Genomic DNA, 13141 nt, shown 5'->3' on the forward strand with positions numbered 1-13141 from the left:
TTATGTATATGCAGATTTCTTATTATAAGAAAATGCTATACGAGACATAGATAGATCGATATTGATTGGGTGAACCTCTGTTTATACGATTATGTTACATAAAATATAAAGGAGAATTCGAATGGGAGTACGTTTTTTAAAAATGGCTGTTATCTACATTGTTCTCGGTATTGGCATTGGAATTTACATGGGTACAACTTTAAACTTTGCGTTAACTAGCGTTCACGCCCATGCCAATCTTTTCGGATGGGCAACCTTGGCCCTTTGCGGATTTACCTATCTGCGTTTTCCCAAGGCCGCAGAGTCCCCGCTGGCTAAATGGCACTTCTGGCTGCAGGGTACAGGCTTGCCAATCATGTTGATTTCCCTATCCTTTATGGCAAACGGTTATGATCAAGAGTGGCTATCGACTATAAAGCGTATAGGCGAATCCGTTGCCGGAGTCGGAATTCTTGTTTTTGCCGTCAACGTATTTATGCATGTTAAGGAAACCGAGAGGGAGGAACACATTTGATTAACAGCGTAAAGCCTATTAAACCGCATTATCATTTAACGACTCTAATTTTATTCTGGTGCTCATTGATTGTCGTCTCCGCTTTATATTTAACGATACCTCTGCTCTCCGTATTCGAAGATGTATTCCAGGTGTCATCTTCCGGTGCGGCTTGGGCGGGAAGCGCCTTTTCTTTTGCTTTTGCGGGCGGAGGACTCCTGTTTGGGGGGCTTTCCGATCGTTACGGACGAAAAAAAATGATGATTGCCGGGTTATGCCTGCTCATGGCATCAACCCCTTTTATAGGAACCGTTCACGAGTTTCATTGGCTTATTGTTTTAAGGGTTATACAAGGATTGGCAGCATCCATGTTTCCGCCTGCCGTGTTAGCCTACGCTATGGAGATGTTCCCGGCTAACAAAAAGGTAACGATCCTCGGGTTTATTAGCACCGCCTTTTTAATGGCCAGTATCGTTGGACAGATCTATAGCAGCACCGTCGAGATGGCAATAGGCTGGGAAAATGTATTTTATATCCTCGGCATCGTGTATTTCGTTTCGTTGTTTTTAATTGCATTAGGTATACCGAAAGATATAACGCAGAAGCCGGAAGGCAATTTTTTCTCTCCTTTAAAGCGCATTGGCGGTATCTTCAAGAAAAAAAACCTGCCCTTCTGTTACATCGTTTCCTCGACTCTCTTTATTTCGCTCGTCGGTTTTTTCTCTACGCTTGGAAGTTATCTAAGCAGCTCTCACTTCGGTCTGAGCCACCAGGAAATCCTATGGGTTCGCGCTGCCGGTATCATCGGTATGTTCATATCTCCGTTTGACGGAAAGCTTGTTACTAGGTTTGGCGTTAAAAATGTTCTATGGTGCGGTTTAATTATGGCCGGTATTGGTCTAGGTTTGGTTGGCGTCTCGGAGAACCTCGCATTATTAATCCCGACGAGTATTATATTTACTGCCGGCATTGCGATGGCCCTTCCCGCCCTAATATCCTTAATAGGCACTTTAGCCGGAGAGCTAAGAGCCAGCGCTCTGTCCTTTCATATGTTTATGCTTTTCATCGGCGCCTCGCTTGGCCCTATCATCTCCATTTATTTAATCGATACCCAAGGTCATAGGTCTACTTTCGAGGTGTTAGCCGGATTGCTTCTGATCAGTACGGTTGTCCCGCTCTTTATTCGCTTAGAGAAAAAGGAAATTAACTCCCAGACCAATCCGCATAACCAAACTAACGTTAAGTATCATTGAGAGATTTAATGAACCAACAAAAATGCTCCCCATACAGTGTCCACTGTATGGGGAGCATTTGCTTTCAATTAAGCACGCGGAGCGCTTTCAAATTGACCTTTGCGAGTCAAATCGCAGAAAGGTTAGAATACAAAGCAATCGAGGTCGCAGAAGCCGCTGCCGTGATGATGGTTGCATTTATGATGAAGATGGACCTGTTTAGGGGCATGAATGCCCGATCCGCCTCCATATTCCGGTTCCTTGTAATAACCGCCAAATACATTATGCGGAGACCAGTCCGGACTAGCTTTTGGAGCCGGAGGCGACAAAGACTCAAACTCCTTCGTGCCGTAGACAATTTTGCCTCCTACAACCGTGAAGACCGATTCTATTTTTTTAATGGCTTCTTCGGAGACAAGCAAGAAATTATCGGAAAGAAGCGAAAAATCAGCATAATGACCCTCTTTGATTTGTCCTTTTACGTCCTCCTCTTTGGAGAACCATGCATTCCCCGACGTATACATGCGGAGCGCTTCATGCCTTTCTACGCGGTTGGATTCAGGGTAAAGGCTTAGCCCGCCCAAAGTCTTGCCCGTTACCAGCCAGTACAGGGCAACCCACGGATTATAACTTGCCACCCTGGTCGCATCCGTCCCTACGCCAACACGCAATCCGTGCTTAAGCATCTTGGTGATCGGAGGAGCATTTTCCGCCGCTTCGGCCCCGTATCTTTCGACGAAATACTCGCCTTGAAAAGCCATTCGGCTTTGAACGGCGATCGAACCGCCTAATTCCACTACCCGCTCCAAATCCTTCTCTTTGATGGTTTCGGCATGATCGAGAATCCAGCGTAGGTCTTTGAACGGCACCTCTTTATTCACGCGCTCGAATACATCAAGAAAACGGGAGATAGACTCTCCGTACGTTGCATGAAGACGAAACGGCCATCGTTGTTCCACGAGATGCCGGGAGACATCGAATAGTTCATCTTCAAGTACGGCAGGCAGCTCCGGACGAGGTTCTACGAAATCTTCAAAGTCTGCCGCGCTGTAAACCAGCATTTCACCCGCACCGTTATGGCGATAGTAGGAGCTGCCCGTGTACGGCTGCGAAGAAGCGGTCCATGCTTTGAAATCACTCAATTCATTCTTGGGATTCTGCGTGAATAAATTATACGCCGTGCGAACCGTAATCTCTTCGCGTTTATCAAGCTCATCGAATACCTGATAGTCATCGGGATAGTTCTGAAAACCGCCGCCGGCGTCAATCACGCTCGTCACTCCGAATCGATTCAGTTCCCTCATGAAGAGTCGGGTTGAATTCAATTGGTCCTCATAGGAAAGCTTGGGCCCTTTAGCTAACGTCGCATACAAAATAGTGGCATTCGGCCTGGCGATGAGCATTCCCGTAGGATTGCCCTTGCTATCCCTTTGGATTTCTCCGCCCGGTGGATTTGGCGTATCCTTTGTATATCCGATTACTCGCAAGGCGGCTTTATTCAGAAAAGCTTGACGGTAAAGATTGAGAATAAACACGGGGGTGTCCGGGGCAATTCGATTGATTTCATCCAGAGTCGGCATCCGGCGTTCAATAAATTGAAACTCCGTCCAGCCGCCAACAACACGGACCCAATGAGGAGCCGGCGTACGGTCAACCTGCTTCTTCAACATGCGCAATGCATCCGCTACGGATGGCACCCCATCCCAACGAAGTTCAAGGTTATAGTTGAGACCGCCGCGAATGAGATGAATATGGGAGTCGTTTAAGCCCGGTATTAACATACGTTTGTTGGCGTTAACAACCTTCGTGGATGATCCGGCATATTTCATGATTTCGGCATCATCCCCTACAGCCAGGAATTGGCCGTCCTTCACTGCAACTGCCGTTGCCGTAGGATTTGAATCGTCCATCGTTACAATATTGGCATTATGAATGACCAAACTGGCTTCACAATCTATCGTTTTCTTAGACATGATTCCGTTCTCCCTCTCCATTATTTTATTTGCTGTGTAACAAATGTTGGATCCAAGGTATCAACCGCTGGCCCAAAAACATACCGGCGAGACCAAGCAGCCCTAAAAAAGGCGGTGCCGGCGAAGGGATCTTAAGCGATTGAAAAACAATGCCAATTACGATACCTGCAGCTAGAGCCAGTACCATAGACCCCATACTCATTTCTCCCATATTTATTCCCTCCTTTTTCAGCTTCTTGCTAGATGCGTTCTATTCATAAGTCTAAAAGTCAACATTTTTACTAGCAATAAGGCTTTCTCTATAACAACCATAGGAATTATTTATGCAAATACTTTATAGAACTATTGATATATATAGTTTTTATCTATGAAATATATAGAAAACTGAAGATTGTTTGCGTAGTTGCATTTCAATAGACTGAGTACATGCAGCGCGATTTCCAATTTATTGGGACTGTTGTAATTATATTCGGAAAAGGTAGGGATCTTGGTATGTTTAACGGGAAGACGGATTTACTTACGGCTGATAATTCTGCAATCATTCTTGTAGACCACCAGCCTCAAATGCTCTTTGGCGTTCAAAGCGCCGACCGCCAGACCATCATTAACAATACGGTTGGATTGGCCAAGACAGCCAAAGTTTTTAACGCACCTGTCATTCTTACGACTGTAGCAGCGGAATCATTTTCAGGCCCGCTTCATCCGCAAATTCAAGAGGTATTCCCGGATCATAAGCCGATTGACCGAACAACCATGAACTCCTGGGAAGACGAAAACTTCTTGGCAGCGGTGAAGAAAACCGGCCGTAAAAAGCTGATTATCGCAGCGCTTTGGACGGAGGTTTGTCTGGCTTTCCCTACAATTGCAGCAATCAAAGACGGATATGAAGTATACATTGTAACGGATGCTTCCGGCGGGACAACGACGGAAGCGCACGATATGTCCATTCAACGCATGATACAAGCAGGAGCAATTCCGGTAACCTGGCTGTCTGTTCTGCTTGAATACCAACGCGATTGGGCGCGCCAAGAAACCTATGACGCCGTTCTGTCGGTCGCTAAGGAACACAGCGGGGCTTACGGCGCGGGGCTTGTTTATGCCCAAGCGATGTTTGGCGGCCACGGGGGATAGATTAATTTCCATTTCCAAATGGAACGGGCTTAATGCGAGTGGAAGATAGAGAAACGAATATCAGAGGAGTGAAGGTTGAAGCATGGCTAAATTAACAGTCGGAACAGAAAACGGACAACCCATTGAATTGTATTTTGAAGATCTTGGCGCAGGAAAACCTGTGATTTTAATCCATGGCTGGCCACTGAGCGGACGCTCGTGGGAAAATCAAGTTCCGGCGCTTATCGAAGCGGGTTACCGCGTGATTACCTATGATCGCCGCGGATTCGGACAATCTTCCCAACCTTGGAACGGCTACGATTATGATACGTTTGCAGCCGATCTCCATAAATTAATTGAGCATCTGGACCTTAAGGATGTAACGCTGGTCGGGTTTTCGATGGGCGGCGGAGAGGTTGCCCGTTATGTTGGCGCTTACGGAACAAGCCGTGTCAAAAGAGCCGTGCTCGCCGCAGCGGTTCCGCCGTTCTTTTATAAATCTGACGAGCATCCGGAAGGCGGTCTGGATGAAGCCACCATTCAGAGCTTCCATGACGGTTTGAAGAAAGACCGAGTCGCCTTCCTTGACGGCTTCACTCATAATTTCTTTAAAGCTGGGGATAGAACCGATCTCGTGAGCGAGTCTTTCCGTGCTTACAACGTTGATATTGCTTCGTTTGCTTCGCCAAAGGGGACGCTGGATTGCACGGATGCCTTCGGCCGGACGGATTTCCGCGGCGATTTGGCTAAATTTGATATCCCATTGCTCGTTATCCATGGCGATTCCGATGCGATCGTGCCGCTTGAGGTAAGCGGTCAGCTTTCGCACGAAGCGGTTGCGGGCAGTCAACTCGTCGTAATTGAAGGCGGACCGCATGGTTTGAACGCGACCCATTCCGAAGAATTCAATACCGCTTTGATTCACTTCCTTAATACCAAATAAATAAAAAGATGACCCATAAGAAGGATGTTTTTGAGAACAATACCCTCTTGTGGGTCATTCGTATAGTTATGCTTGGCTTCCAAACAGTCTTCGCTGACTTCGGAATTCCAGCGCCGTGATGCCTTCGGTATCTTTAAATATTCTCGTAAAATGCTTCACATTCTCGAAGCCAACCTGATCGCTGATTTCGTATACCTTCAAATCGGAATGCACCAGAAGTTCCTTTGCCTTGTCCAGCCTTAACCGGCGAACATAGTTCGAGAAACTCTCGCCGCTATATTCCTGGAAGGCATAGCTGAAATACGAGTAATTGAGCGAGAAATGGTTGGACACGACTGCCATGTTCAAATCGTCGGCATAATGCGTCTGCAAGTAATTAAGAACCTTTTGCATCGTATTTTGTTCCGTTGGCGCTTGTACTCTCCGATTTTGGATGAACCGATCAAGACTATCGATAAGCTGCTCGACGGCTGTATAATAATCTCCGAAATGATCGAAGTTCCCGATGTGACCAACTTGGGCATACGTCCTTAATTGATCGAGCACCTTATATCCGTAGATGCTGAACAGCTTATCAAACAGCTCTTCGTTGAACAGCTGGCTAATCCGCTCCAGATACCCAATCTCACAGCTGCTAATAATGCGGACATCGAGGATTTGATTAAGAAGCTGTTTGATCTCATCGCCTCTACCCATCCCAAGGAGATTCAATATTCGCTGAATCAACTCAACAGGTACGGCATGCTTCTCATTGCGTTCACTTAAAATGGTATTGTCCAGCACATCGCGTTCCGAAAGCAGAATACCGTACTTCAAGGTTTGCTTCGCTTGGCTGTATGCCCACCTTATCTGCTCGATCCCTTGAACGGAATCGCTCGTTGCAATTCTCAGCTGCGACCCATATACATGCAGCCTCCATTGTTCCGCCAACCGGCAGAACAGTACAGAATCGCGCGCGAGCATAATCGTCCCGCCTTTTCCATCACGCGTGAGCAGCCACTCCGTCTGACCTTGTAACAGCTCCGCAATTTGATTCCTGAAAGTAGCAACATCCGTACTGCCAGCCTGTGATCCTCCATCGCGCCGCATAATCAAGCCCAACGCATATCCTGCATCCAGCCACTTTAAGCCAGCCTGCTTAAGCTTGTTTGGTGTCAACGCATCGCCTGCATCCATCTGGGTCAAATGCAGGGTAACCAGCTCGGCAGCAAAAAGGCTGACATTTTCGCCCGCCTTGTCTGCTTGCTCTTCTCTTACCCTTATATCCAGAATCAACCGCTCCATGACGGCAAACAACTCTTCCCGAACGACCGGCTTTACGAGATAATCCTTCACAGCATAGCGGATCCCTTTCTGCGCGTATGCGAAGTCATTATAGCCCGACAGCAATACAACCTCGGGTTTGACCTGGTGATCCTGCAGCTGCTCTAGCAGTTCGATCCCATCCATAATGGGCATTCGAATATCGGTTATCAAAATATCAGCAGGCTCCTGGCCAAGAAGCTCCAGCGCCTCTTGTCCATTCTCGGCAAATCGGTAGTTGAACCGATCAGGAAACTGCCTCTCAATTACCGATTGCAGGCCCCTCCGGATGATTTTCTCGTCGTCGACGATCAGCAACCTAATCATCGATGTCCACTCCTCCTCCCGTGAGTCTATACGGCAACGTCATGATTATGCGTGTATAGCTTCCTTCCTGACTTTCGATCCGAATCCCGTATTCCGGCCCGTAACTCATCACCAAGCGCTGGTCTACATTACGCAGACCGATTCCGTTGCTGTCCTGGTTATCCTTCCGAACAACCAATTGCCGGACATCCTGGTAAGCGGACTCTTCCATTCGCAGCATTTGATTCAATAAATTCAGCATCCCTTCCGGTATGCCGCAACCGCTGTCCGTGATCTCTATGACACAAGCGTGGCCACGCCTGTCGGCAGAGATTGCAACGACAAGATTTCCGTCGCTGGAATGCATGCGGCTCATCCCATGCTTGATTGCATTCTCGACTACGGGCTGGAGTGACATTTTGAGCGTTTCCTGCTTAAGGCATTCCTGTGCAATCGACAACCGGAGATCAAGTCGTCCATCATAACGGATATTCATGACGGATATATAATGCTGAACCTGCTTAATCTCGTCACTGAGCATGACATGATCCTGTTTCCATTCCATGGAATACCTCATCATTCCGCCTAGCGATGTCATGATGTCCGATATAAGGTACTGCCCTTCAATCTCCGCCAGCATCTTGACATTTTCCAGCGTATTGTAAAGGAAGTGGGAATCTATCTGATTTTTCAGCGCCTTAAGCTCAGCTTCTTTACCCGCCGCATGCCTAGCTGCCTGCTCTTGGATGAGCTCGTTAATCTTCAGAATAAGCTCGCGGTAATGAAAGCCAAGCTCCCCCACCTCATCGCTGCCGGTAATTGGCGGCAGCTCGACGTTGAAGTTACCGCTTCTTACCTGTTGCATCGATTCTCTTAACACCTTAAGCCTGCGCAAAATAAACGCTTGCATGGAGTAAGACAGCACAACGAGAAATGCCACCAGTAACGAAATGAGCACAAGATAACGAACTCTCGAATGATTAATGCCCTCCATCGTGTCCGCGAGACTAACCATATTGACCAAGTGCAAGTCGATTGACGGAATATAGGTCTGAAAGGCCAAGTAGGACTGCCCGCTTACCTTGAATTTAACCGTCTCGTAATCTGTATTACTCGTCAGCTTTACCCTGTTCATTAATTGCTCCGCGCTATGCTGCGCGAACACAGGTGAAGCCTCCAAGCTGTATACCTGTCCGTTCCTTGCTATTACGATCAGTTGGGAGTTATTGTCCTGCACGCTGCTGAATGTTTGAGAAAAGAAATCTGATAGCTGCATGGATATTTCTAGAATCCCGTTATGCGCTCTGTTGTCCGCATATTTGAATTCCTGCAAATACGTCATAAAGGGCTCATTGGGCTGTGGTTCGGAAGGCACGCCGGTGAGGACGACGTCCTCCTGTATCTCCCACAACGGCAAACCGCTCCGCTTCACTACTTCATCATGCCAAGGCTTATCTTCAATACGCGATTCCTGTAGAATGACTGGCCAAATCTCATTCACGTAAAGGTTGTCCGTGAACAGCCGGACATTCGCAATTCGTGGATTGTTAAACAGAAAGTATTGAAAGTTATTGACTACGTCTTTCTTAATGTGAAGAACATGCGCCGCATCCTGAATTTGTTCAATTTGCAGATAATTGTTCATTTCCCGATTGGATAACGCAAGCTGACCGGTCCATTCCATCAGCTCCATATTATTCTCGATGTTTATCTTCTCGATGGCGAGCACATTCTCGTTGTTCTTCGTCAATTCTTCCATCGCCTTGGCGGACTCTTCATTTAGCGTATACCAGGAGAATAGAATAACAGGTATGAAGATGACGAACACAAATGACAGAATCAGTTTGACTTGAAGCGAAAGTTTTAACGTGAATGCACGTATCCCCATTAACCAGCGTATTGCCGCAAATCCCATCTCCAGTTTCACATCCTGCTGCTTCCTCTAAAAGATCTATTGCTTGAACGACGACTTCAGCTTCTCTATATTCCGTTCGTAGGCTGCTTGCCGGCTAGCTGCAATCTCTTCGTACTCGGGATCCTTGGTAATGGTGTTCAAGAATTCGGTAAACAGTTGATCGAATTCAGCATCCGACCCCGACATCAGCAGCTTCGGCAGCGTCTCGGCCCAGAGCCGCGTTTGTTCGCCTTCCGCGATACCTTCCTTCGTCGTCGGGTCTGGATCCAGACTGTCGAACTCGGCCATGCTGATCGTCTTGCCTCTCGTCCAATCGGCAATTTGTTTGGCAGGCTCAGCATCCATCCCCGTCATCCATGCTAGATTCATGTTTGTATCCATCAGCATCCAATACATATAAGAAGCGCCATATTTTTTATCGAACGCTTGGCGGTTGGTATTGAGCAGATTCATCGCCGCTGGCAAGAACTGATCCTTGCCGTCTATCGTGTCGTAGGTAACGCCCTTCTCTCCTAAGTACAGATCCTTGTTCCCCTCTTCGCTGAGCAAATAACTGAGGAAGGCCATTGCCCGCTTTTTATCCTTGACGTTCTTGGAGATGAGCGTCACCGTCCATCCGGAGATGCCGTTGCCTGCAAGCGTTGGCGCATCATGTGCGTCATTCGCAGGACCATCAATCGCGATATATACTTTATTGGGGTCCTTCTGGTATAACATTTGGTTAATCTCTGTAAAATCAGACCATTGATAAAGCATGGCAAAATAGCGGCCCTGCGATATTTTTTCATCCTTTTCCAGCCGCTTTTCGTCAATATAAACATCCGTCGGCATAAGCCCGTCCTCATTTGCTTGACGAAACACCTTCAACCATTTCAAATAGGTTGGATCGCTGCGACGATCATACAGCTTGCCGTTTTTCTGCTTCGGGATCGCTAGGAAATTCTGAAGATACTCGTCCAGCGAATAGTTTCCGGTTTCCGTAAATTCATGAAGGCCAATCGGAATGAGCGGCTGGCCGTCCACCTCAGGAAACTTCTCCTTCGCAGCCTTTAGCGCTCCGAGAAACCCTTCGGGCGTGCTCATATCCGGCTTGCCAAGCGCTTCATACAAGTCTTTCCTGACTACGAAGGTCTGATTAGAGGTGAAGAGCTGACCGTATTTTTGATAATCGGCAGGGGATGAGGATGCATTCGGGTAACCGTACACATTGCCGTTAGACTGTGTGTACCAACTAAGCTTTGCGGGATCTGCGACCTTAAAAAAATAAGGATCATATTCATCCGCTAGCTCATTTAATGGAAGCACCATATCTCCATTGATCATCTTCTGAACGGCATCCTCGTACCAGCCTAGCGTAATGAAATCAGGGAGCGATCTAGCCGACATCATCGTATTAAGCTTCTCGCCGGCGTCGCCGGCGGGCACGATAAAGTTCAAGCTGACGCCCGTCTTTTTCGTTATATAATCGGAAACGGCGTTTCCTCCCCACTTGCTGGTGAACCAATCAAAATTGATATACCAATCAAACGTAATCGGTGTCGTGTCCAGTTTCCAGGCAGGCTCATCCGTAGAAATCTTCTTATGAGAAGCATCTGCCTCCAGTGAATTGGCGTTCGAATTCGTAGGATCTTCAGCAATGCCATTGCCCGAATTGCCAGTGTTAACGGAACAAGCCGCTAACGCCCAACACATCATCAGAACTAGTAATACCATTGCTGATTTAAGCATCTTACCCATTCACTACTCTCCTTTGTCTACATAGCAATTAACTAATTTAGCTCATTATTGTAATATAATACCATAAATTAGTAGGGTGATGCTGTTCATCAGCCTCTATTTTAGAGCTAGTATAAAGGTTATTGCTGGCAAATGAAAGAGATTGCATTCCTATTCAGGGCTACTATTTTTCAGGCTTCGTCTATTCCAACGTCGAATAAGCGAGCACAACAAGGAAATATTTCTTCCTTGGCTCGCTTTGATTATATATGATTAATAATTCGCTTTATTTGATTATTGTTGAAAGAACTCAATACATTTCTGTACGGAAGGATTATTGTAATGATACTTTTTAAAAACAAGCTTTATCTCGCGAAGAGGCGTTGGACTTACAAGACGAATCATTTTCAATTCTTGTCCAGGGAAGCCTTCAATTATAGAGGCAGGTAAAATAGCTACCCCCATCTTTTGCAGTACCATGGAAAGAAGAATTTCCGTAGAGGTTGACTCAAACATGGATAGCAGGTTTTCGGAAATCTTAACACTGGATGCGTGAATATAATCGGTCAAACGCATATCCCCAACAAATAAGGAAGATTCTAAATCCTCCAGCTCATGAAAAGAAATACTGGTTCGATCCGCCCATGGATGATCCTTATAAACGATCAACGCTTGTTCTTCTTTATATAGATGCAGGATATGAATTTCTTTGTTTGGATTATAATGATCGGTAACGCCAATATCGATACTGTCATTCAATAATTGCTGTGTCGTATTCTCCGCACTGGCAAATTTCAATGTAATGTCAGGATGCTGATCATGAAATTCCCGAAAACGGGATGTTAATCTAAAAAAGTTCGTGGGCGAAATGCCTATCGAAAGTTTATTAACCCGAGCGTAACGCAACTCGTAGGTTTCTTTCTTTGATTCTTCAATGAGCCTCATGACGGAAAGAGCTTTTTCATATAAAATTTCCCCGTCAGCCGTAATCTTTACCCCTCTGCCAAATCTCTCAAACAAAGGCGCTCCAACTTCCAATTCCAAAAAACGAATCTGTTGACTTAAAGTAGGTTGAGAAATCAATAAAACATCCGCAGCCTTAGTAAAGCTGCCTTCTTTGCAAATTTGAATAAAACACTCTAATTGCCTGAACACAAAAGATTCACCTCATCCTCTCTTACATAGGAATCCATCTCTTGAATGAATAATCGCGCAGTGGATTTCATATTAGCGGATTTAAGGTATAACAGAGATATATCCCAATATGGAATATGCCCTTCCAATTTGACAATACGCAAAGAATCATCCCTTATACTTTCGAGCAAAGATGTTGGTATAAGAGCCGCTCCAAGTCCATGACGAATCCAATGTAGCAGTACCGAGGTGGAGGATGTTTCTATAATCGACTTCAATGTAAACCCGTAAGAGAAACAATACCTATCAATTAACGATTTGTTCTGTTCTCGGAACATGATCGAATTCATTTGCTTCAAGGATTGGAAAGGAATTGACGTTTGATCGGCCAAAGAATGATCGGAGTGAACCAATAGCGCCATTTCTTGTCTATACAAATGAGTCGAAATCACCGAATCGTCGGAAACCGGATAGGCCGTTATTCCAAAGTCTACTCTTTGCTCCATAACTTTTTTCTCGGCATTCTCTATATCCATAATTCTTAATAGAATATTCGGGTGCTTCTGGTGAAACTTCATGAAGAAAGGAGCTAGATATTCAAGCTCAGCAGGACAACAGCCAATAGCAATCGTTTCTCCGAATCTATCGTTGCGGCCATCTATTTCATTACGCGCTTCTTCAAGAAGATTCATAATAGCATTGCCCTTATTCAAAAGAATTTTTCCGGCTTCCGTTATTTCAACCCCTCTACTTACCCGATCGAACAATTGAATATTGTACTCACCCTCCAAAACCCGAATTTGCTGACTTAGCGTAGGCTGAGTCACGCCTAATTCTTCTTTCGCTTTTGTGAAGCTTCCTGATTTGCAAACCTGAATAAAGTATTCAAGCTGGCGCAATTCCACGGCGTATTCCTCCTTAGTCCATTCAGATTCGCTCCATGCATGGTTGCCTTCCGAGCTATCCTTCATTCATGTTTTTCAGCTCCAACCCCTCATTAAACATTATATGAAAGAA

The 13141-nt window shown here is 46.0% G+C and carries 11 protein-coding genes; 4 read left to right on the top strand and 7 right to left on the bottom strand.

Annotation, left to right across the window (positions count from 1 at the left end):
- Nucleotides 1-121: 121 nt before the first annotated feature.
- A complete protein-coding gene (locus tag PJDR2_RS27275; protein WP_015846979.1) occupies nucleotides 122-514 on the top strand; it encodes a cbb3-type cytochrome c oxidase subunit I in 393 nt (130 codons plus the stop codon).
- Nucleotides 511-1746, top strand: coding sequence for an MFS transporter (locus tag PJDR2_RS27280; RefSeq protein ID WP_015846980.1), 1236 nt, complete (start codon nucleotides 511-513; stop codon nucleotides 1744-1746). The genes PJDR2_RS27275 and PJDR2_RS27280 overlap by 4 nt, the downstream gene beginning before the upstream one ends.
- 122 nt (nucleotides 1747-1868) lie before the next feature.
- On the opposite strand, the gene PJDR2_RS27285 is transcribed toward PJDR2_RS27280, so the two are convergent.
- Entirely contained in the window at nucleotides 1869-3698 is a 1830-nt protein-coding gene (locus tag PJDR2_RS27285) for an amidohydrolase (RefSeq protein ID WP_015846981.1), read from the bottom strand.
- Nucleotides 3699-3723: 25 nt separating this feature from the next.
- The gene (locus PJDR2_RS27290; RefSeq protein WP_015846982.1) at nucleotides 3724-3909 is read right to left on the bottom strand and encodes a XapX domain-containing protein; all 186 of its coding nucleotides are present in this window, start codon (nucleotides 3907-3909) and stop codon (nucleotides 3724-3726) included.
- Nucleotides 3910-4190: 281 nt separating this feature from the next.
- Here PJDR2_RS27290 and PJDR2_RS27295 point away from each other — a divergent pair, with 281 nt between their 5' ends.
- Both PJDR2_RS27295 and PJDR2_RS27300 read left to right on the top strand, forming a co-directional pair.
- Nucleotides 4191-4829: a hydrolase gene (locus tag PJDR2_RS27295; RefSeq protein ID WP_015846983.1), complete on the top strand. Its 639-nt coding sequence runs from the start codon at nucleotides 4191-4193 to the stop codon at nucleotides 4827-4829.
- A gap of 82 nt (nucleotides 4830-4911) precedes the next feature.
- Nucleotides 4912-5751: an alpha/beta fold hydrolase gene (locus PJDR2_RS27300; protein ID WP_015846984.1), complete on the top strand. Its 840-nt coding sequence runs from the start codon at nucleotides 4912-4914 to the stop codon at nucleotides 5749-5751.
- Nucleotides 5752-5817: 66 nt separating this feature from the next.
- Here PJDR2_RS27300 and PJDR2_RS27305 read toward each other — a convergent pair whose 3' ends face one another.
- The 5 genes from PJDR2_RS27305 to PJDR2_RS27325 form a co-directional block, all read right to left on the bottom strand.
- Nucleotides 5818-7380 (bottom strand): response regulator, encoded by a 1563-nt coding sequence (locus PJDR2_RS27305; RefSeq protein ID WP_015846985.1) that lies wholly within the window; start codon nucleotides 7378-7380, stop codon nucleotides 5818-5820.
- Nucleotides 7373-9274 carry a sensor histidine kinase gene (locus PJDR2_RS27310; protein ID WP_015846986.1) on the bottom strand — a complete coding sequence of 634 codons (1902 nt, stop codon included), beginning with the start codon at nucleotides 9272-9274 and terminating at the stop codon, nucleotides 7373-7375. Before PJDR2_RS27310 ends, PJDR2_RS27305 begins: the two co-directional genes overlap by 8 nt.
- A 36-nt stretch (nucleotides 9275-9310) precedes the next feature.
- Nucleotides 9311-11011, bottom strand: coding sequence for an extracellular solute-binding protein (locus PJDR2_RS27315; protein WP_015846987.1), 1701 nt, complete (start codon nucleotides 11009-11011; stop codon nucleotides 9311-9313).
- A gap of 273 nt (nucleotides 11012-11284) precedes the next feature.
- The gene (locus tag PJDR2_RS27320; RefSeq protein WP_015846988.1) at nucleotides 11285-12145 is read right to left on the bottom strand and encodes a LysR family transcriptional regulator; all 861 of its coding nucleotides are present in this window, start codon (nucleotides 12143-12145) and stop codon (nucleotides 11285-11287) included.
- Nucleotides 12130-13029 carry a LysR family transcriptional regulator gene (locus PJDR2_RS27325; RefSeq protein ID WP_015846989.1) on the bottom strand — a complete coding sequence of 300 codons (900 nt, stop codon included), beginning with the start codon at nucleotides 13027-13029 and terminating at the stop codon, nucleotides 12130-12132. The genes PJDR2_RS27320 and PJDR2_RS27325 overlap by 16 nt, the downstream gene beginning before the upstream one ends.
- Nucleotides 13030-13141 lie beyond the last annotated feature (112 nt).

Source organism: Paenibacillus sp. JDR-2 (assembly GCF_000023585.1).
In the GTDB taxonomy this organism is placed as follows: domain Bacteria; phylum Bacillota; class Bacilli; order Paenibacillales; family Paenibacillaceae; genus Pristimantibacillus.

What these genes read in the sequence shown, in the direction of transcription:
- PJDR2_RS27285 (WP_015846981.1), bottom strand. Translation starts at nt 3,698, where the DNA reads ATGTCTAAGAAAACGATAGATTGTGAAGCCAGTTTGGTCATTCATAAT.
- PJDR2_RS27275 (WP_015846979.1), top strand. Translation starts at nt 122, where the DNA reads ATGGGAGTACGTTTTTTAAAAATGGCTGTTATCTACATTGTTCTCGGT.
- PJDR2_RS27290 (WP_015846982.1), bottom strand. Translation starts at nt 3,909, where the DNA reads ATGGGAGAAATGAGTATGGGGTCTATGGTACTGGCTCTAGCTGCAGGT.
- PJDR2_RS27315 (WP_015846987.1), bottom strand. Translation starts at nt 11,011, where the DNA reads ATGGGTAAGATGCTTAAATCAGCAATGGTATTACTAGTTCTGATGATG.
- PJDR2_RS27300 (WP_015846984.1), top strand. Translation starts at nt 4,912, where the DNA reads ATGGCTAAATTAACAGTCGGAACAGAAAACGGACAACCCATTGAATTG.
- PJDR2_RS27310 (WP_015846986.1), bottom strand. Translation starts at nt 9,274, where the DNA reads ATGGGATTTGCGGCAATACGCTGGTTAATGGGGATACGTGCATTCACG.
- PJDR2_RS27295 (WP_015846983.1), top strand. Translation starts at nt 4,191, where the DNA reads ATGTTTAACGGGAAGACGGATTTACTTACGGCTGATAATTCTGCAATC.
- PJDR2_RS27305 (WP_015846985.1), bottom strand. Translation starts at nt 7,380, where the DNA reads ATGATTAGGTTGCTGATCGTCGACGACGAGAAAATCATCCGGAGGGGC.